Origin of the sequence: Burkholderia puraquae (assembly GCF_002099195.1) — a bacterium.
Taxonomy (GTDB): Bacteria; Pseudomonadota; Gammaproteobacteria; order Burkholderiales; family Burkholderiaceae; genus Burkholderia; species Burkholderia puraquae.
The window spans coordinates 139,042-158,422 of record NZ_NBYX01000016.1 but is presented as its reverse complement, the minus strand read 5'-3'; the positions used below and the strand labels follow the sequence as shown (position 1 = coordinate 158,422).

Below are 19,381 nucleotides of genomic sequence, written 5' to 3'. Positions count from 1 at the left end.
TGCGTCAACGCACACTCACGTCGCGCAGCACCGCACCATATCCCGCGTACAGATTGCCGTCAGGCAGCAACTGCCGCTGCGCGAGCTGCCGATGCACGACCGGCAGTTGATGGAACGGCATCCGCGTGAACAGGTGATGTTCGATATGAAAATGAATCGCGTGCGGGCCGAACAGAAACGTCTGCCATGAACGCCGGACGATCGTGCGCGCGTTGCGGCTCTGGTCGGCACATGCCGGTAGTCCCGCGTGCTCGAAGATCGCGCGCACCTGCCCGGCGAGCGGCAGCAGCGTGACGGATGGCACGATCCACAACGTGACGTACAGCAGCGGATGTCCGGCCAATGCGAGCGCACCGAACAGCGCACCATTGCCGGCCAGCATCGACGCGACTTCCCACGCGGCATACGCACGCGACTTCGCGACCTTCGGCAACGCATGTGCAAACTCGCCGCGTGCGAGCTTCACGACACTCGTCACGTAGCCAATCCCGCACGCGTACGCGAGCAGACGGCCGATCAGCCGCCCGCGCGTCACCGGATAGTCGTGCACGCCGAACAGCAGCGCGACGGGATCGTCCGACTGCATCGGTGCGCGATGGTGCTTCAGATGGCCGGCACGATACGTACGCAGCGACAGCCACAGCGGGCCGGCCGCGAACAGTTGGCCCAGCGCGTCGTTGACGCGCCGGTTCCGTGCCAGCAACCCGTGCGCGCCTTCGTGCATCATGACCGCGAGCGCAAGCTGGCTACGCGCGATCACGATCGCAGCCAACGCGTACACGAGCGGATGTGCAAACGCGATCGCAATCGCGAACGCAGCGGCAATCATCAGCCAGTCACCCGCCAGCGCCGCGCCGACGCGCGACGCGCTCACGCGAAATAGCGCGGGATCGGGCACGAACCGCGCAAGCTCGGCATTCGGCCCGGCATGGTGAACATGGGTATCCATCACGCGAGCCTCCTGCGCAGCGAACGCCGCTCGACCCACAGCGCACTGGCCATCGCAAGCGCCGCGCCGCCCAGCACATCGGCCACCGTATGCTGCTTGAGCGTCAGCGTCGACGTGCAGATCAGCAGGCCGATCGCCATTGTCACGTTCCGCCGCCGGTCCGCCAGCATCCGGCACGCAAGGCACGTCACCGCGACATGCAGGCTCGGAAAGCCGTTGGCCGCGAGATCGAGCTGCCACATGCGCGCGAGACGGTGGCGCACGAACGCGTTGCCGATCTCCGCGAGGTCGGGCCGCGGCACGGCTTCCGGAAACAGCAGGAAGCACACGACACCGAGCACGAACGCGATCAGCACGGCCTCCTTGAACGCGGCGAACGCGGGCGGTCGCGCATACGCGGCAAGCGCAATCACGAACGGAAAGAAGCCGACATAGACGAACCACGACCACGCGATGAACGGAATCCGCGCATCGATCGCCGTGGCAAACACGTAACGCGGCGTGACGCCGCGCTCCAGCAGAAAGAAGATCGCGAGGCCGGCTGCCATGCCGAACGTCGCGGCCAGCATCTGCCGGATATCGGGCCGGCGCTCGTCACGAAACGACAGCGAATTCATCGTGGCGCCCGTGCGTCGCATCGCGTATCCGCATCGGCCACCTGCACACTCGGACGCAGCGCGAGGACGCGCGACGTCCATGCGTCCAAGCGCGCACGCGCCTGCTCGCGGCCGGCAAGCGTTCCTGCCTGCGTGCCGGGATTGCGCATCAATTCGGCTGCGGCCTGCCCGACTTCCCGCCGGAACGCGGCCGCATCGCCGCGCCATGTGACGACGCGATGCACGAGCTGCAGCCGTGCGGCGCGCGCGGCGTTGCTCGCCTGCTCGGGCTGATCGGACTGCACGAGCAGGATCGGGCGGCGATACACGCGTGCGATCGACAGCGCGGCCATGCCGGGCGCCGACACGATCAGCGGCGCGTGGGCGGCGCGCGTCACCCAGTCGGCGTCGACACCGGTCCAGCCGTCGTGCCCGGCATAGCCCTCGCCCACGCGGTGTGTGACGAGCCCCGCATCGCGCATGCCGGCCGACAACGCATCGGCGAGCGCGATATCGCGGAAGTGCGGATTCAGATAGACGGCGGCGGCAGCCGGTTCCGAATCCGGCCATTCGGCCACGACTGGCACTGGCGTCGGCAACCGGCAATGCGTGCGCGATCGCGGGACGTCGGCGGCGGCGTCGTATGCGAAGTCGTGTTCGATGCAGCACCGCGCCGAATCGATCTGCCAGTCGACGATCCGCGCGAAAGCACGCGCCAGCACGCGCGGCAACCGCGCATCGAAATTCGCGGTCAACGCACGGCGCAGGCTGCCACCATACACATGGACGACGCGGCGGCGCCAGCCCGGCATCGCGCCCATGAACAGCAGCGCCGGATGAAACGAGTCGTTGATCACGAGATCGGCATCGCGGACGATCGTATGCAGCCGCGCGATGTCACACAGCATGCGCGTCGGCCTGAACACGTAATGCGCGACATTGCGATCGGTCGCATCGCGCAGCATGTTCTGCCGTTCGTCGAACTGTACCGCGTAGTGACGGGACAGCACCGCCGCGTCGATGCCGAACGCAGCGAGGAATGCCTGCCCCGCATCGGACGTCGTCAGCACATCGACGTGTGCGCCGGCCGCACGCAGCGCATGCACGAGCAGTTGTGCGCGCATCAGGTGGCCGCGCGCGTCGGCCGTCGCCAGGTAGACGATCCGCGGCATCATGCGCGCGGACGAAGCGACTGGAGCCAGCCGGCCGCGAACATCGCCAGCGCACCCGTCACGCCGAAACCGGCTTCGATCGCGCGAATCTCGTCCAGCAATGCGGCGAGATGCGCAGTCTCGGACGGTCCAACCAGACGGCGCAGCGTGTCCGAGCAGAGCCGGACATGCCGCGTCTCGTCGGCGAGCACGCGAGAGAGCAGCGGGTACAACGGGTGCGCGCCACCGATCGTCTCGCAGTGGCGCGCGAGCACGCGCATCGCCATCTGTTCCGCACACAGGCCCGTTGCATAGGCCGGCACGAGCACGCCTTGCGCGAAATGCGGCGCATGGCGCTGCGCGAGCCGGCGCCATCGCATGATCTTGCGCCGGCTCAGCCAGTCGGGCTCGTGCGGTGCGGTCGACGGTGCGACGCCGCGCACGCGCAGCGCATCGGCAAACGCGGCCGCGTGGCGGCGCTCGTCCGCGAGATGCTGCTCGATCCGCGGCGCAAGCCAGTCCGGCGGCTGTCCGGTCCAGTCCTCGTGCAACGCGCACTCGGTCGCTTCCTCGCCGATCAGGTACATGCGCAACACCCAGCGTTCGCCATGCGTGCTGCGATGAAGCTGCCGGATCGCCGCCCGCTTGATGCGATCGACGAGGTACGCGCGCACCCGCGCCGCACCGCGCGGCACGGGCGCCTCGAGACAGTCGAAGCGCGCGTCGTGCGCCGCTTGCGGCGACGCCGGCAGTTCACCCGCCGCGGTCATGCCGGCACACCCCGTACGGATGCGGATTTCGTCGCGGATGCCGCAGCGGCGGCCGGATCGCGACGCCACCCGAGAATCAGGCCGATGAAGCTTTCCTGCATGAACGCATGCGCGGACGCGGTCGCACCCGCGAATGCCTCCTCACGGCCGTTCACACGCAGATAGCCGTTGCCGTCACGTGCACCGAATTCGATCCGGTCGTTCTTCCTGAAGCCACGAGCACGCATGTCCTTCACGAGCGCACTGCCGTCGAGGCCGAACAGGAACAGCTCGCGCTGCGCGACCCACACCGGAATGTGGTTGCTCAACGCATCGAACCGAATCGCCCACGTGCCGGACGCGAGTGCGCGATCAACGTCGGCATCGTGCGGCGCGTTCGACGCAAAGCTCGCGCGCGCGACCGACTTCGTCAGGCCGCCGACGCCGAGCGCGATCGTGATGTCGTCCGCGGACGGTTGCTTCGGATCGGTCGCACTCACCTTCACGAAATGCCGCGCGAGCCGCGATGCAAGCGACGGATGCGCGAACAGCGCCAGCGTTTCGTCCGGCGTGAGCACGTCGCGCTCGCCATCGCCCTCCTTCACGCGTACGCGATACGGATCGATCCGGACATCGGTGAACGTGCCGTGCACGGGTGCATGGACGTACACGTCGCGGTCCCATTTCGCGCCGTCTCGACGCAGCAGCACGTGCACGCTCAACGGCACGCGCCGGCCCTCGCCGTCGACGCCCGTGCCCTGCAGCAGTACGTCGCCGAGCACGTCCTTCGTGCGGCGCGTCGCATCGCTCGAGAAGACGATCGCGTGCGCATCGGCATCGATGCTCGCGTGGACGTCGGGCGCATCGAGCGCGATGCGGTTGCAGTCCGTCTCGGCCGCGCTCGCAAACGGGCAGCCGCTTTGCGACGCGAAGTGGTAGATCCCGCGTCCCGCGTGATCGACCGGAGCGGCATGGGCGCCGGCGCTGGCGGCAAACAGGGCGAGGCAGGCAACACGGGTGGCGATCGAGGGCATGGTCGTGGTCGGAATGGATGCCGGATGTCGGCGTGTCGTGGCCGCGCGCGATGCGCGGCGCCGGTTCAATGACGGTGGTAGGACAGCGCTTCGAGGTCGCGCTGGGCCGATGCGCGCCCGGCGAGACCGAAACCGCGCGCAAGCGCGCCGAGCGTATCGACGCCGGACGCCGCGATCGTGACGCCAACGGCCGTGAGATAGCGGACGACACCCAGCGGCGGCAACTGCTGGCGATTGAGCGCGCGCAGGCTGTAGCCGAGCCGCATCGCCATCACGCAGAACGGGCCGAGCGGACCGCTGCGGCCGAGCCACCGCCATCCGCGCGGCAGGTACGCGTTCACGAGATACGGCGTCAGCCCGACGCTGTCCTCGCCGCGCATCCAGCGCAGCTTCAGCGATTCGCGATGCGTGTCCGGCAGCCGGTGTTCGGTGTGGGCAGCCGGCGCGAACTCGACGGCCACGCCGGCTGCCTGCATCCGCAGCCCCATCACCTGGCAATGCGCGCGATAGACGCCGTCGAGCGGCTCGTAGCGGAATTGCGCGAACACGTCGTGCCGGAACGCAACGTTGTTCGCATAGAAGTTACGCGTCGCGCCGTCGCGCAGCGGGCTCGGGAAATACATGAAATCGATCGACGTCAGCGCGATGCCGAGCACGTTCGGCGCATAGCTGGTGCGTCCCGCCACCGCGACGGGCGCATCACCGGCTTCGCGCGCGAACGGTGCGAGCAGGTGCTCGAGCCAGTCGTCGGCCGGCCGGCAATCGGCATCGCCGAACACGACGATATCGCAGCGGGCCGCGTCGACGCGATCGAACCCATCGTTCTTCGCATCGTAGTAGCCGGTGCTCGCGCCGATCTCGACGAAGTCGATCGGTCGGCCGGCCAGCGCGGCGATCTGCGCACATGCATCGGCCGGCAGCCCGTCGTGCGTGATGATCCATTGCGCGAGTGCCGCGGGCGGCACGGTTTGCTTCGACAGCGCCGATACGAGGCGCTTCAGGCTGTCGACGGCCTGCGCGAGGCCGGCGCCGCCGCGCAGGTTGTTCGTCTCCAGCACGAGCGCAGCCTTCGCCGCCACGGCACGGGCGGCCGCGCGCGTGCGCGGTGCGGTTTCTGTGATGTCTGGCATCCTGAATGTCTCCATCGTCATGCGCGATGGCATGGATGAAACGAATGGGCGGCAAGCCCGGCGCGCAACGGCGAATGCGGGTTGCTCGCGACCGTCGTCGCAAAACGGACGGCCCGGAAGGCGCCCGCTTCGCGTGCCGTCACTCCTGGACGGACGGCGCCGAATCGGTGTCGGTATAGCGCGGCTTCGCGTTCTGCAGGTCACGCGTGTTCTTCTGCACGGCCACCGAGCCGAACAGCGCGAGCACGAACGACATCGCGTAGAAGCCCTTTTCGCTCAGTTGCAGCGTCGCGTTGAAGAGGCCAACGACCAGCAGCGCGATCGACAGCAGCAGCGCGATCCAGCTGAGGCCGTAATAGATGCCGGTGACGGGAATGCCTTCCGCACGGTCGCGGACGCTTTTCTGCAGCGAGATCGCCGCATACAGGCCGAACACCAGCACGGTGAAGTAGTAGCCCTTCTCGTTGAGCTGCATGCCGGCGTTCCAGAGCCCGATCAGGAATGCCGCGAAACCGGCGAGCAGCGCGGCCCACGATGCGGCCACGAACGCGAACGACGGCTGCTGGATGGTGGTCTGGTTCATTGCTTTGCCCTCTCTTTCTTGTTGTTCGAAATCGTTTTCGTTGAACTGCGTTTCGCGCATGGTAGCAGCTTTGGCGCACGCCACGACAGCCGCGCTTGCAGTCTTACATGCCGCGCTGCTCGCGCCGCCAGCGCCCCGGCGTCGTGCCGAGCACCGCGCGAAACGCCTTGCCGAAGGCTGCCTCGGACTGGTAACCGACTGCCTGCCCGATCTCCGCCTGCCCGCGCTGCGTGTCCTGCAGCAGCGCGCACGCATGCATCATCCGGATCTGCGCGACGAACGCGCCGACACTCATCCCGGCCCGCTCGCGGAAATGCCGCGCGTACGTCGCGCGCGACATCGCGGATGCATCGCCGAGCGACTCGACCGTCCACGGTTTCTCCGGCGCCTGCAGCACGGCCTGGACCGACGGGCCGAGCCGCGCGTCGGCCGCAAGCGCGAGCCAGCCGGACGGCACGCGCGCACCGCGACCGTATGCGCGCAATGCATACGCGAGCAGCGCCTGGCCGAGTGCGTTCACGATCGCGCCGGCGCCCGGCTGCCCATTCGACGCCTCGGTGCGCAGCACGCTCGTCAGCAGTTGCAGCGGCGCGAACCCCGACGCCTCGCGCAACCCGACATGCAGCACATGCGGCAGCGAGCGCATCAGCAGTTCACCCGCACCGCGCGCATAGACGAACCGTCCGCACAGCAGGTCCACGCTCGCGCTGCCCGGTTCGGCCGGATTGAGATTCGACTTGACCGGCAGCACCGTGCCGCCGCCGGTGCCCAGATCGCGCAGCGCCGCAGCCGGCCGCGACCGGCCGGCCCCTGCGTCGAGCAGGTCGTGCGCGCCACCCGCGGGCAGCAGCACGAAATCGCCGTCGGCGAGCTGCAGCGTGCGGCCGTCCACGGTACGCATCCGGCACGTTCCGGCCAGCACCAGATGAAACGCCGCCTCGCCGGGCGGCAGCGGGTCGTGCGGCATCGCGAACGGCCCGTCGAGCAGGCAGCGCACGTCGAGCTCGACATGGCTGCGGCCCAGCGACAGCAGTTGACTCAGGGCATCCATGAGACGATTGCGCTAAAAATTGACACTCTAGCGTATCGAAACCCTCAGCGCGAACGATCAGAATAGCCCTGCATCGCCCGAGATCGCGGCGCCCGCCGCCCTCCTCACCTCTTCTCGAAAGGACGCATCATGCTGAACTGGAACGAATACCGGAAGGAACTCTCGACGCGCATCGGCGACATCGCCAAGCTGTCGCCCGATACGCTCGCCGGCTACAAGGCGTTGTCCGGCGCCGGTGCCAAGACGGGCCATCTCGACGCGAAGACGCGCGAACTGATCGCGCTCGCGGTCGCCGTCACGACGCGCTGCGACGGCTGTATCGCCGTGCATACCGCCGAAGCGGCCAAGCATGGCGCAACCAAGGAGGAAGTGGCGGAAGCGCTCGGCGTCGCGATTGCGCTGAACGCCGGTGCGGCGCTGGTCTATTCGGCGCGGGTGATGGACGCGCTCGGCGACTGAGCCTGACGGCCGCGGCGCCGCCGTCGTGTGGCGGCGCCCGGCTGCATGGCTGCATGGCTGCCTGGTTGCTCGTTGCGCATCCGGGCAAGCGATGTATGAAGATTGGCCTGCGTACCTGCCTGAATGCCCGGCCGGCCACGCACCGGCACGGACGCGCGGCGAAGTCGGCTACCATGCGCGAACGATCCATCGTGAAGGAGCGCTTCATGTGCCGCTGGCTCGCCTATACGGGTAGTCCGATTCATCTCGAGACCGTACTGTTCCGCGCGAAGCATTCGCTGATCGACCAGAGCCTGCATTCGGAGCTGGGGGCGACGACCACCAACGGCGACGGCTTCGGCATCGGCTGGTACGGGCACCCCGACGAACTCCCGTTCCGCTACCGCTCGGTGCATCCCGCATGGAACGACCGCAACCTGCGCGAAGCCGCGCGCGCGATCCGCTCGCGGATGTTCATCGCGCACATCCGCGCGGCCACCGACACGCCCGTACAGGAAACCAACTGCCACCCGTTCCGCCACGGCCGCTGGCTGTTCGCGCACAACGGACTGATCCGCGACTTCCACAAGTTGCGCCGCGACCTGACGTTGAAGGTCGATCCCGCGCTGTTCCCGACGCTCGAAGGCTCGACCGACTCCGAACTGATGTTCCGCCTCGCGCTGACCTACGGCCTCGAGCAAATGCCGCTGCCGGCGCTCGAGCGGATGGTCGGCGTGGTCGAAGAGAGCGCCACGCAGCATCGCGTGGCCGACCCGCTCAACATGACGATCTGCGCGACCGACGGCGAACGGATCATCGCGGTGCGCTACTCGAGCGAACGGCAGTCACGCTCGCTGTTCCACAGCACGTCGTTCAAGCACCTGCACGAGCTGTATCCGCACAACCCGCGCATCGCCGAAGCCGGCGACGACGCGTTCATGGTCGTGTCCGAGCCGCTCGTCGACCTGCGGGGCGCGTGGGAGGAAGTGCCGGAAAGCACGGCGATCATCGCGCAGGGCGCCGATGTGCAGCAGCGGCCGTTCAGCCCGCGGCACAAGTAGCGGCAGGCACCATACACACCCTCAGGCGCGGCGCGAAAACCCCATCCGGATCGAATCGAGTTCGGCCGGCAGCCGGCGCGAACGGGCGCGCGGCCGCGGCAGTGCGGCAAACCCGAGCCGTTCGTAAAGCGCGCGGGCCCGCCCGTTACGCGTCAGCACGTCGAGCACGACGTCACGGCTGCCGTCGGCGGGCAATGCGCCGGTGTCCAGCGCGTCGCGGAACAACGCGCTGAAGATCCCCGTGCCGCGCTGCCGCTCGTCGGTCGCGCAATGCGCGACGAGGATCTGCGAGCGCTTCGGCGCCGGAATTTCCGTTTCGAGGATCAGCCCGCACAACAACTGGCCAATCGTGCGGCGCACGCCGAAGAAGCGCGAGAGTGCCCACACGACATGCACGTCGTCGAACCTCGTCTGCTGCCCGTCGTGAATCGCCATCACGGCGAGCACGGCGCCATCGTCGGCGACCGCGACACGATGCCGGCGCCACGAGAAGCGCCCATGACGCGACCGGAACGCCTGCTGCAGGAAGGCGATGCAGCGCGCGTCGCTTTCACCGAGAAAGAACCCGAATTCGGCCACGCCGGACGCAAACACGAGCGGCGCGCACGCCGCCGCGTCACCCGCATCGGCCGCACGAAACCGCACGCGCTCGCCGGCGCGCGGAGCCGCTTGCGCGAACGCGCCGGCCAGCGTCATGCGCTGCGCCCCGCGAGACGCGACAACACAGCCACCGTCCGGCTGATCTGCTCCGGCTCGTGCGTCGAGCAGATGAAGAAGCGCAGGCGCGCCGCCTTTTCCTCGACGGCCGGATAGAAGATCGGCTGCACGTTGATCCCTTCGTCGAACATCGCATTGGCCCACTGCGCAGCCTTCAGCGAGCTCCCCGTGATCACCGGCACGACCGCGAACCCGGCGCTCGTGCCCGTATTCAGCCCGGCGGCGCGTGCCTCGGTCAGGAACTGCCGCCCGCGCGCCTGCAGTTGCGCGACGCGCGCCGGCTCGGCCTGCAAGCGCTCGAGCGCGGCCAGCGACGCTTCGGCGAGCGTCGGCGCCAGCCCGACGCTGTACAGGAAGCCCGGCGCCAGGTGGCGCAGCATGTCGACCAGCGGCTGGCAGCCGGCGATGAAGCCGCCGCAGCCAGCCAGCGTCTTGCTCATCGTGCCCATCCACATGTCGACCTGGTCGGGCGCGACGCCGCAATGCTCGCGGATGCCCTTGCCGGTCGCGCCAAGCACGCCGAGCGAATGGGCCTCGTCGACCAGCAGGAATGCCCCGTGGCGTGTCTTCACGTCGACGAAGCGCTGCAGGTCGGGGAAATCACCGTCCATGCTGTACAGCCCTTCGATCGCGATCAGCACGTGCCGGTATTCGCGGCGCACGCGCGACAGCAGTTCGTCGAGCGCCTGCCAGTCGTTGTGCGCGAAGCTCAGCCGCTTCGCGCCACTCAGTTGCGCGCCCTGCACGATGCTGTTGTGCGCGAGCGAATCGTGGACGACCAGGTCGCCGGGGCCGAACAGCGCGCCGATCACGGTCACGTTCGTCGCGTGCCCGCTCACGAACGCGACGCAGTCGTCGGTCTCGTAGAACGCGGCCAGCGCGCGCTCGAGGTCGCGCTGCACCGGACGCTCGCCTGCAACCATCCGGCTCGCGGAGGCCGACGTGCCGTAGCGGTCGATCGCGGCCTTCGCGCGCGCGGACACGCCCGGATCGCCGGCCAGGCCAAGGTAGTTGTAGTTCGCGAAGTTCAGGTACTCGCGGCCGCCGATCTGCGTCGTCGCACCGGCCACGCCGTCGTGCACGCGGAAAAACGGCGAGTCGACGCGCAGCTTCTCGCCCATCTCGCGCATGATGCGGACCTGCTGATACTGCGGCATCGATTCGAAGCGGCTGCGCGCCGATGCGGTCTGCGCGGCCGGCGTGCCGGGCACACCCGGTGCCGCGGCTGCATCGGTCGCGCGCTCCAGTTGCCGTTTCAGCGCTTTCGCCGCCAGTTGCTGGCGAAGATGCTCTCCCAGTGCCATTGCTTCCTTCGCTTTATCTCGAAAAGACGCTATGTTACGCCGCGCATCGTGAAAAAGCGTGGTGTCACGCGTCAGGAAACTCGGCCCACTGCCACGCATCGGGCTCGGCCAGCAGCGCATCCACCAACCGGAAATTCATCTCGTGGCTCGGCCGCAGCGCGCTCACGCGCGCCAGCAGCGGTGCGCCGGCCAGCGCGAGATCGCCGACCAGGTCGAGCACGCGATGCCGGACGAACTCCTCCGGCAGCCGCATCCCGCCCAGCACGCGATTGCCGACGATGGACGCCGTGCACGACGGCCGCGCGCCACGCAGGATCGGCACCCCGCGCAGATAACCGGCAACGATCGCGGGGACCGCCCACTTCACGCGGCCATACGAGCGCGATGGCGCGATTTCAGTCGCGAAGGCGGCCGGCGTCAGCGCACCGTCCCAGTGCATGTCGCCGAAGCCGCGCAAGTCGTTGCGCACGCTCAGTTCGTAACGCGGCGCCGGTTCGATCCGCATTTCGCGCCGCTGGTCGCCCTCGCCGTCCGTGACGACGATGGGCCGCAGCACGCGGATGAAGCGTTTCGGCGCAGCGAGCGCGACGCGGCCGCACGCGCGGATGGCGTCCACCCACGGCGCCGCGCTGCCATCGAGAATCGGCACTTCCTCTGCATCGATCTCGACGATCGCGTGATCGATCTCGCACGCGAGCAGCGAAGCGAGCAGGTGCTCGACCGTGCGAACGCCGACGCCGTCGGCATTGCGCAGCATCGTGCACAGCGGCTGCGCGCGGCGCAGCGCGGGATCGACCGGCAGCGTCGCGAGCGTGCGCCCCTGCGCGACGCGACGGAACGCGATGCCCGTCACGCCGTCTTCCGGACGCGCGGGCAGGATCCGCACACCCACCCGGCGCCCCGTGTGCAGCCCGTGACCGTCGATCGCCAGCGGACCTGCCAGCGTGCCTTGACGCGTCGCCCAGCCGGACGGCGCGCTCATCGCGCGACCTCCAGCGTCGGCGACGCGTGGCCCGCGACGGGCGCCGCCCGCGCATCGAGCATCGCGCGCGCTTCGCCGTCGATCGCATGCTTCGCGGCAAGCGCCGCGACAGCTTCGTGCGCGGCATCCGTCGCGGAACCGGCGTCGGCATCGGCATCGGTCGACGCGCCGATCGAATCGACGATGCGTCCGGCCAGCGTCGTCACCGACGCGCCCTCGGCAATCGCCATCACCGACAGCTTGACCTCGAACGCTTCCTCGACCGCGAGGCCGAGCTCCATCCCCATCAGCGAATCCATGCCCATGTCGAGCACGGATTTATCGAGCGCGATGCGATCCGGCGTCATGTGCAGGATCCGTGCGATCTGCGCCTGCAGTGTCCGGGCAACCAGCGCGATCGCTTCGTCGCGCGGCAACGCCAGCACTTCTTCCCGCAGCTGCGTGCCGCCGTCGCGCGCATCGCCGCCCTTCGCATGCGATTGCAGCAGCGAATACCGGCGTGCCTTCGCGGCAGGCATCCCGCGCGCCACGGCGTGCCAGTCGAGCCGGACCACGGCTTCGCCCGCCGCGCCCGCCACCAGCGCGCGCTCGAGCGCGACCATCGCCTCGTCGGACGTGATCGATGCACCGCCGATCCGCGACTGCAACGCCTCGCGCGTATCGGCGTGGCGCGCGAGGAAGCCGACGTCCTCGAGCGGCCCCCAGGCCATGAACGTGCCCGGCAATCCCGCCGCGCGACGATGCTCGACGAGCGCCTCGAGGAACGTGTTGGCCGCGACGTAATTCGACTGCCCCGGATTGCCGAGATAGGTCGTCGCCGACGAATAGACCACAAACAGATCGAGCGGCAATGCGCGCGTCGCGCGATGCAGGTTCCACGCGCCGGCCACCTTCGGTGCGAGCACCGCGGCCATGCGCGCATCGTCGAGATTGCGCACGAGGCCGTCGTCGATCGACATCGCGGAATGCAGCACGCCCTTGAGCGGGCTGCCGCGCCGGACGATCGCGTCGATCATTGCATCGACCGCCGCTGCGTCGGACACATCGCACGACACCACATCGACCGTGACGCCGAGCGTCGCGCGCCAGCGCTCGACTTCCTCGCGCGCCGCACCGGCAAGCTCGCCGGAACGGCTCGCCAGCGTCAGCTGGCGGGCGCCGCGCTCGACCATCCAGCGCGCGCTCGCGAAACCGAGCCCGCCCGTGCCGCCGACCACCAGGTACGCGCCATGCGGATCGAGCGCGAGCGAGCTCGCGCGCGTGACGCCGCGCGTCGGAGCCGGCGTGCCGGACGGATAGGTCACGAGCACCTTGCCGATCTGGCGCGCCTGCTGCATGTAGCGGAACGCATCTTCCGCCCGTTCGGCCGGAAACGCGCGATACGGCAGCGGATGCAGCACGCCTGCGTCGAACAGCGCCATCACGTCGCCGAACAGGCGTGCGGTCAGCTCCGGCAGCGCCCCCATCAGCTGGTCGGCGTCGATACCGAAATAACTGATGTTGTTGCGGAACGGCCGCAGCCCGATATGGCTGTTTTCGTAGAAATCGCGCTTGCCGAGCTCGAGGAAACGCCCGAACGGCCGCAACGTATCGATGCTGCGCACCATCGCCTCGCCGGCGAGCGAATTCAGCACGATGTCGATGCCCTGGCCGCCCGTCAGCGCACGAATCTCATCTGCGAACGCGAGGCTGCGCGAATCGAGCACGTGGTCGGCGCCGAGCAGGCGCACGAACTCGCGCTTCTCGTCGCTGCCGGCCGTCGCGAACACTTCCGCGCCGAAGTGGCGCGCGAGCTGGATCGCGGCGATCCCGACGCCGCCCGCGCCGCCGTGCACGAGCACGCGCTCGCCACGACGCAGACGCGCGAGTTCGACGAGTGCGTAATACGCGGTGAAGAACGTGGTCGGCACGGTCGCCGCTTCCTCGAACGACAGGCGCTCGGGTTTCAGCGCGATCGCTTGCGCGCGCGTCCGGACGCGCGTCGCGAACGAAGCCGGCGCGAAGCCGAGCATCGCATCGCCCGGCGCGAATTCGGTTACGGCGCTGCCCACCCGCACGACGCGGCCGGACAATTCCATGCCGATGGTCGCGCCCGCGAAGCCGGTCTCGACCGCTTCATCGGACAAGAGCCCCATCGCATACATCACGTCGCGGAAATTGAGGCCGGTGGCAACGGGCTCGATCTCCACCTCGTCGTCACCCAGCGGGCTTTCCGGCAACGCGAACCATTCGAGATTGCGCAACGAGCCCGGCGCGTCGAACGCGAGCACGGCCGCACGCGCGATTGCGCCATCGTTGCGGGCCGCGGCCTGCGCGGCCGTCAGCATGCGCGGCACCTGCCGCCCGTGTGCACCCAGGACGACTTCTTCCTCGACCGCTGCGCCGGTCAGCTCGCGAATCAGCGCGTCGGGGATCCGGTCCGCCGCTCGATCGACGTCGATCAGGCGGCACGCGAGCTCGGGATGCTCGTTCGCCAGCACGCGACCGAGGCCCCACAGCGTTGCCTGTTCCGGATGCGCATTCGCGGCCCCGGCGAATGGCGCACCGCCACGCGTGACGACGGTCAGCCGCGTGGCCGCGTTTGGCTGCGCACCAAGCGCGCGAACGAGCGCCGCCAGGGCGATCACGCCGTTACGCTGCGCGGCCATCAGGCCGTCCCCCGTCGCCGCTTCGGCGAGCGGCGTTTCCGGCGCGCAGAACACGACATGCGCCGGCTGCCCGGCCGGCAACGACGCGATCGCATCGGCCGCGTGCGTGACGTCGACGATATCGGCCGGATAACCCGCGCGCGCCAGCGCATCGGCCAGCCGCCCGCCGAAACTGCCGGCGGCATCCGGTGCATGCATCACGAGCCATTGCTCGCTGCGTGCCAGCGTATCGAGATCGCTCGGATCGTCGCCGCGTTGCGCGGCAACGGCACCCGCGGCGTTGCGCGCAATGACGAACGTCGGCGTGCCGTCCAGATCGAGCGATTGCTCGACGTGCCGAACGACATCGACGTAGCCCGCACGTTCGAGCGCCGCATCGAGGTCCGCCGGCGCCAGCGGCACGGGCGCGTCGGCTTCCGTCGACGCTGCCTGCGCGCCGAACACGATGTTGGAGAAACGGCCGCGGCGCGACTCGGCCAGCAGCAGCAATCCACCCGGCGCCAGCCATGACCGCATCGCCTGCAGCGCGTCGGCCACATCGTGACGGCCGCTCAACGCGCGGTTCGCGACGATCAGGTCGTAAGGGCCGGCTTCGTCGGCCGCCAGCGACAGCCGCTCGCCCGACTGCAGCGCAACCGTGCGCACCGCCGCTTCCGCATCCGCGTCGAACCCGGCCAGCTGGCCGGCCGTCGCTGCGATCGTGTGATCGCAACGCGCGGCCGCGAGATGCATGCCGAGCGTCTGCAGCACGTCGCCGTCCATCGCGCCCAGTTCGAGCACACGCAACCGGCGCGCCGGCTGCCATCCGTCGACTGCCTGCTCGACGCTGGCAGTCAGCAGCGCGTGCACGTGCTGCCACGTCGGCGATGCGGCAAGGAGTTGTTCGACCAGGCTGTGCCCGGTCGGCGACAGCAAGCGCGCGCCGTCCTTCGTGCCGCCCAGTACGTCGGGCAACGCCGCGCCGCAATGCGCGAGCAGCGTCAGTTCGGCAACGTGCCCCGGCGATTCGGCCAGCAGCCCGCGCCACAGCTCGTCGAGCGGCGGCAACGCCGCGCACGCCGCGTCGTCGCGCACGAGCAGCACGCCATCGCGATGAGCGAGGCCGTCCTCGACCAGCATGTCGGCAAGACGCGCGGCCAGCGCCTCGCGCCCGGCCGCCGGCTGCCACGTGCCTTCGAATGCGCCAAGCGCATCGAACGCGCGGAGCGCGTAGAGGCTTGCCAGCACATCGAGCAGCGGCAGGATTTCGGTCAGATGCTGCGTCCGGCGCCCGTCGTGCCCGGCCGCGTCGAGCCGCGCGACGGACTGCGCGAGCAGCGCGTCGGGAGCCGGCAAACCGGCTGCGTCGACATCACCCGGCAGCGGCACTTCTTCAAGGCGGTAGACGAAGCGCGCGGGCAGGTTCTGCCGACGGCCGACGAGATCGACACGCCGGAACCGGCATGCGCCGAGCCGCGCGACGATCGCGCCGTGCGCGTCGAGAAATTCGAAATGCGCGACGATCGAATGCGGGCTGTGCCGGTCGATTCGCACGAGCACCCGCTCGACCGTGTCGCCGCGCAGATAGTCGACCCGGCCGATCTGCACCGGCACGTAGGCCGGATGCTCGCCTTCGCGCGCATGCGCCGCCAGCAAGGCGAACAGCGGATGAAACCCGCTGTCCATCAGCGCCGGATGCAGCAGATAGGCGGACAATGCCCGCGCATCGCCGCATACGGCCGGCGCGGCGACATCGGCCAGCGCCGCGCCGTCGCCTGCGCCGACCCGCACGCTGCGGACCCAGCGGAACGCCGGCCCGTAGGCAAGGCCGATAGCTGCCGTGTTTGCGTACAGCGTGTCGCCGTCGGCTGCAGGCAGCGCGAGCAGGCGATCGAGCGCGTCGGACGGCACGACGCTCGCATCGCCGAGCGCGTTGCCGCTTTCCAGCATCCGCCCCGTCACGTTCAGCGTCCATGCGCCGTCGGACATCCGGTCGCGCGTCTCGATCGTGAAGGTCGCGGTGCGCGGCTCGATCACGAGCCGGAACAGTTTCGCCTGCTGCGGCTGGAATACCACCGGCGTGCGGATCTCGACGTTTTCGAGTGCCGCATCCGGCGTATCGAAGAAGGCGCGTGCCGCAGCGAGCGCCATTTCCACGTAACCCGCACCCGGGAATGCCACGCCGCCATCGACGACGTGATCGGCCAGCATCGGCAGTTTCGCCGGATCGAGCTGGTTTTCCCACGCGAATGCGTGCTCATGCAGGCGATAGCCGAGCAGCGGATGCTCGCGTCGACGGTTGACGAGGCCGTAGCCTTCGACGGTCGGCGTCAGCCAGAAGCGCTCGCGCTGCCACGGATAGGACGGCAATGCAGCGTGCGATTCGCCCGGCGCGAAGCGGTCGGGATCGACGCTCGCACCTTGCGCGATCGCCGCGAGAATCGCATGCCGCAGCGTCGCCGCGCTGCCGTGATCGCGCTTGAGCGTCGGCAGCGCCACGCCGGTCGCGCCGGCGGCCGCGAGTGCCTGCTTCACGTACGTGCGCAGGATCGAATGCGGCGAGACCTCGACGAACAGCCGGACACCCTGCTCGATCAGATGCGCGATGCCGTCGCCGAAGCGCACCGGCTCGCGAATATTGCGCCACCAGTAGCGGGCATCGAGCTCGGTGCCGGCCAGCGCGCCGCCGGTCACGGTCGACACGAACGTGCCGTTGCCCGGCTGCGGCCGCAGGCTCGCCAGTTCGGCCAGCACGACCGGCTCGATGCGATCCATGTGGCTGCTGTGGAATGCGTAGTCGAGATCGAGCATCTGGAAGAACTTGCCGCTGCCGCGCAGCGCGGCCTCCAGTGCCTGCAAGCCTTGCAGTTCACCCGCGAGCGTCACCGCATCGGGGCTGTTGATGCCGGCGATCTCGACACGCCGCGCCAGCCCGTGGCGCGCGATCAGCTCGCGCGCCGCCGCGTCGCCGATGCCGACGGCCGCCATCCGGCCGCTGCCGCGGGTCATCGCCTGCGCGCGGCTGCGGATCTTGATCACGCAAACCGCGTCGGCGAGCGACAGCGCGCCCGTCACCCACGCCGCGGCAATCTCGCCGACGCTATGGCCGATCGCCGCGTCGTACCGCATCCCGCGCGCGTCGATCACGCGAATCATGCCGACCTGGATCGCGAACAGCAGCGGCTGCGCGTTCTCCGTCGCGGCGAGCCATTCGGCGCCCGCGCCGGCCAGCCATTCCGCGCTCGGGCCGCCGCGCATCACGTCGACGAGCGACGGGCTGCCGTCGGCGCACCACAGCGCGTCGACTTCGTCGAGCGCCGCGCGGAATACGGCATTCTCCGCATAGAGTTCGTTGCCCATCCCGACCCACTGGCAGCCGTTGCCAGAGAAGACGAGCGCGGTGCGTACCGCGTCGGCCGGGGCCTGGCCGGTCGCCACGGACGCCGGCAGCCCTTCCGGTACCGGCTGGGCCAGCGCCGCGAGCGCCGCACGGCCTTCGGCCGCGTCGGCCGGCGCGACGATCGCGCGATGCTCGAGCCATTGGCGACGACGTGCGGCCGCGGCAGCCAGCGCCTGCCAGTCGCCACCGTTCTCGAGCACCGTCAGATAGCGGCCCGCGAGCGCGCCGAGTGCGTTCGCGCTGCGTGCGGTCAGGACGAGCGGAGACAACTGCGCGTGAGTCGGCTCGGGCGCGGCCGTCGACGCCTCGTTTGCAGCCGGCGCCTCGGTCAGTACGACGTGTGCGTTCGTTCCGCCGAAGCCGAACGAGTTGACGCCGACCGTCAGCGGCGCGTCGCCCGCATCGAGCGGCATGTAGCGATCGACGACGCGCAGACGCCCGCCGTCGAAATCGATCCCGGGATTGGGCGTGACGAAGTGCAGCGAGCGCGGTACCGCGCGATGCTTCAGGCACAGCACGGCCTTCAGCAGCCCGGCCATGCCGGATGCCGTCTCGAGATGGCCGATGTTGGTCTTGACCGAACCGATGAGCAGCGGACGATCCGCCGGGCGCTCGCCCGACACGACGTCGATCAGTGCACGCGCCTCGATCGGATCGCCGACCGCCGTGCCGGTGCCATGCGCCTCGAGATACGCGAGCGACTGCGGATCGATGCCCGCGCGCGCGTACACGCTGCGCAGCAGCGACGCCTGTGCGGCCGCGCCCGGCACGCTGATGCCGCCCGGCGAATGGCCGACCGAGTTCACGCCGGAGCCGGCGATCACCGCATGGATCGTGTCGCCGTCGGCGAGCGCGCGATCGAGCGGCTTGAGCAGCACGAACGCGCCGCCTTCCGAGCGGACATAGCCGTCGCCGGTCGCATCGAACGCGCGGCAACGGCCACGCGGCGACAGCATCGACGCCTTGGAGAAGCTGACGAAACCGAACGGGTGCAGCAGCAGGTTGACGCCGCCTGCGAGCGCCACGTCGGCTTCGCCGGACTGCAGTGCCTTGACGGCCTGGTGGAGCGCGACGAGCGACGACGAGCAGGCCGTGTCGACCGACATGCTCGGGCCGCGCAGGTCGAACAGATAGGACACGCGGTTCGACGCGATGCTCAGGGTGTTGCCGGTCGCCGAATACGGATCGATCACGTTCAGATCGTCCATGTTGCGGTTGCCGTAGTCCATGCTGGCGGCACCGACGAAGACGCCGCAATTGCTGCCGCGCATGTCGGCCGGGCGCACGCCCGCGTCCTCGAACGCTTCCCACGCGAGTTCGAGCAGCAGGCGCTGCTGGGGATCCATCTGGGCCGCTTCGCGCGGGGAAATGCCGAAGAACGCCGCGTCGAAGCCGGCGACGTTGTCGACGACGCCAGCCGAGAACGTGTAGCTCTTGCCCGGTTCGCGTTTGGACGGGTGCTGGTAGAAGTCGGTGCCGAAGCGATCGGCGGGGATTTCGGTCACTGCGTCGCGTTCGTCGCGCAGCAGTTGCCAGAAGTCGCCAGGGTTGTTTGCGCCCCCGGGAAACCGACAAGCGATCCCAATTATTGCAATCTTACTGTTCATCT

14 protein-coding genes are annotated in these 19,381 nt (G+C 69.2%); 2 read left to right on the top strand and 12 right to left on the bottom strand.

The annotated features are described in order from the left end of the window. Window positions 1-4: 4 nt before the first annotated feature. From B7G54_RS26860 to B7G54_RS26825, 8 genes are all read right to left on the bottom strand, one after another. Window positions 5-949 (bottom strand): fatty acid desaturase family protein, encoded by a 945-nt coding sequence (locus B7G54_RS26860; protein WP_085041824.1) that lies wholly within the window; start codon window positions 947-949, stop codon window positions 5-7. After that, a complete protein-coding gene (locus B7G54_RS26855; protein WP_244289438.1) occupies window positions 949-1,587 on the bottom strand; it encodes a phosphatase PAP2 family protein in 639 nt (212 codons plus the stop codon). The genes B7G54_RS26860 and B7G54_RS26855 overlap by 1 nt, the downstream gene beginning before the upstream one ends. Further along, the gene (locus tag B7G54_RS26850; RefSeq protein WP_085041823.1) at window positions 1,563-2,720 is read right to left on the bottom strand and encodes a glycosyltransferase family protein; all 1,158 of its coding nucleotides are present in this window, start codon (window positions 2,718-2,720) and stop codon (window positions 1,563-1,565) included. Before B7G54_RS26850 ends, B7G54_RS26855 begins: the two co-directional genes overlap by 25 nt. Continuing rightward, window positions 2,717-3,466: a ferritin family protein gene (locus B7G54_RS26845; RefSeq protein ID WP_085041822.1), complete on the bottom strand. Its 750-nt coding sequence runs from the start codon at window positions 3,464-3,466 to the stop codon at window positions 2,717-2,719. Before B7G54_RS26845 ends, B7G54_RS26850 begins: the two co-directional genes overlap by 4 nt. Next, window positions 3,463-4,479 (bottom strand): hypothetical protein, encoded by a 1,017-nt coding sequence (locus B7G54_RS26840; RefSeq protein ID WP_085041821.1) that lies wholly within the window; start codon window positions 4,477-4,479, stop codon window positions 3,463-3,465. The genes B7G54_RS26845 and B7G54_RS26840 overlap by 4 nt, the downstream gene beginning before the upstream one ends. Before the next feature lie 65 nt (window positions 4,480-4,544). Next, window positions 4,545-5,609 carry a glycosyltransferase family 2 protein gene (locus B7G54_RS26835; RefSeq protein ID WP_085041837.1) on the bottom strand — a complete coding sequence of 355 codons (1,065 nt, stop codon included), beginning with the start codon at window positions 5,607-5,609 and terminating at the stop codon, window positions 4,545-4,547. Window positions 5,610-5,748: 139 nt separating this feature from the next. Next, window positions 5,749-6,192 carry an inner membrane protein YiaA gene (gene yiaA, locus B7G54_RS26830; RefSeq protein WP_085041836.1) on the bottom strand — a complete coding sequence of 148 codons (444 nt, stop codon included), beginning with the start codon at window positions 6,190-6,192 and terminating at the stop codon, window positions 5,749-5,751. A 103-nt stretch (window positions 6,193-6,295) separates the two neighbouring features. After that, a complete protein-coding gene (locus B7G54_RS26825; protein WP_085041820.1) occupies window positions 6,296-7,243 on the bottom strand; it encodes a cupin domain-containing protein in 948 nt (315 codons plus the stop codon). 129 nt (window positions 7,244-7,372) lie between these two features. Here B7G54_RS26825 and B7G54_RS26820 point away from each other — a divergent pair, with 129 nt between their 5' ends. Further along, window positions 7,373-7,702: a carboxymuconolactone decarboxylase family protein gene (locus B7G54_RS26820; RefSeq protein WP_006484989.1), complete on the top strand. Its 330-nt coding sequence runs from the start codon at window positions 7,373-7,375 to the stop codon at window positions 7,700-7,702. 206 nt (window positions 7,703-7,908) lie between these two features. Beyond that, window positions 7,909-8,742 carry a class II glutamine amidotransferase gene (locus B7G54_RS26815; protein ID WP_085041835.1) on the top strand — a complete coding sequence of 278 codons (834 nt, stop codon included), beginning with the start codon at window positions 7,909-7,911 and terminating at the stop codon, window positions 8,740-8,742. Window positions 8,743-8,763: 21 nt separating this feature from the next. On the opposite strand, the gene B7G54_RS26810 is transcribed toward B7G54_RS26815, so the two are convergent. From B7G54_RS26810 to B7G54_RS26795, 4 genes are all read right to left on the bottom strand, one after another. Next, window positions 8,764-9,438: a GNAT family N-acetyltransferase gene (locus B7G54_RS26810; protein ID WP_085041819.1), complete on the bottom strand. Its 675-nt coding sequence runs from the start codon at window positions 9,436-9,438 to the stop codon at window positions 8,764-8,766. Continuing rightward, complete coding sequence (locus tag B7G54_RS26805) at window positions 9,435-10,763, bottom strand: aminotransferase class I/II-fold pyridoxal phosphate-dependent enzyme (protein ID WP_085041818.1); 1,329 nt, start codon at window positions 10,761-10,763, stop codon at window positions 9,435-9,437. Before B7G54_RS26805 ends, B7G54_RS26810 begins: the two co-directional genes overlap by 4 nt. A 64-nt stretch (window positions 10,764-10,827) precedes the next feature. Beyond that, a complete protein-coding gene (locus B7G54_RS26800; protein WP_085041817.1) occupies window positions 10,828-11,745 on the bottom strand; it encodes a UDP-3-O-acyl N-acetylglycosamine deacetylase in 918 nt (305 codons plus the stop codon). Then, window positions 11,742-19,379: a type I polyketide synthase gene (locus B7G54_RS26795; RefSeq protein WP_085041816.1), complete on the bottom strand. Its 7,638-nt coding sequence runs from the start codon at window positions 19,377-19,379 to the stop codon at window positions 11,742-11,744. Before B7G54_RS26795 ends, B7G54_RS26800 begins: the two co-directional genes overlap by 4 nt. Between the last annotated feature and the right edge of the window lie 2 nt (window positions 19,380-19,381).

What these genes read in the sequence shown, in the direction of transcription:
- B7G54_RS26850 (WP_085041823.1), bottom strand. Translation starts at nt 2,720, where the DNA reads ATGATGCCGCGGATCGTCTACCTGGCGACGGCCGACGCGCGCGGCCAC.
- B7G54_RS26855 (WP_244289438.1), bottom strand. Translation starts at nt 1,587, where the DNA reads ATGCGACGCACGGGCGCCACGATGAATTCGCTGTCGTTTCGTGACGAG.
- B7G54_RS26815 (WP_085041835.1), top strand. Translation starts at nt 7,909, where the DNA reads ATGTGCCGCTGGCTCGCCTATACGGGTAGTCCGATTCATCTCGAGACC.
- B7G54_RS26800 (WP_085041817.1), bottom strand. Translation starts at nt 11,745, where the DNA reads ATGAGCGCGCCGTCCGGCTGGGCGACGCGTCAAGGCACGCTGGCAGGT.
- B7G54_RS26835 (WP_085041837.1), bottom strand. Translation starts at nt 5,609, where the DNA reads ATGCCAGACATCACAGAAACCGCACCGCGCACGCGCGCGGCCGCCCGT.
- B7G54_RS26860 (WP_085041824.1), bottom strand. Translation starts at nt 949, where the DNA reads ATGGATACCCATGTTCACCATGCCGGGCCGAATGCCGAGCTTGCGCGG.
- B7G54_RS26825 (WP_085041820.1), bottom strand. Translation starts at nt 7,243, where the DNA reads ATGGATGCCCTGAGTCAACTGCTGTCGCTGGGCCGCAGCCATGTCGAG.
- B7G54_RS26840 (WP_085041821.1), bottom strand. Translation starts at nt 4,479, where the DNA reads ATGCCCTCGATCGCCACCCGTGTTGCCTGCCTCGCCCTGTTTGCCGCC.
- B7G54_RS26805 (WP_085041818.1), bottom strand. Translation starts at nt 10,763, where the DNA reads ATGGCACTGGGAGAGCATCTTCGCCAGCAACTGGCGGCGAAAGCGCTG.
- B7G54_RS26795 (WP_085041816.1), bottom strand. Translation starts at nt 19,379, where the DNA reads ATGAACAGTAAGATTGCAATAATTGGGATCGCTTGTCGGTTTCCCGGG.
- B7G54_RS26820 (WP_006484989.1), top strand. Translation starts at nt 7,373, where the DNA reads ATGCTGAACTGGAACGAATACCGGAAGGAACTCTCGACGCGCATCGGC.
- yiaA (WP_085041836.1), bottom strand. Translation starts at nt 6,192, where the DNA reads ATGAACCAGACCACCATCCAGCAGCCGTCGTTCGCGTTCGTGGCCGCA.
- B7G54_RS26845 (WP_085041822.1), bottom strand. Translation starts at nt 3,466, where the DNA reads ATGACCGCGGCGGGTGAACTGCCGGCGTCGCCGCAAGCGGCGCACGAC.
- B7G54_RS26810 (WP_085041819.1), bottom strand. Translation starts at nt 9,438, where the DNA reads ATGACGCTGGCCGGCGCGTTCGCGCAAGCGGCTCCGCGCGCCGGCGAG.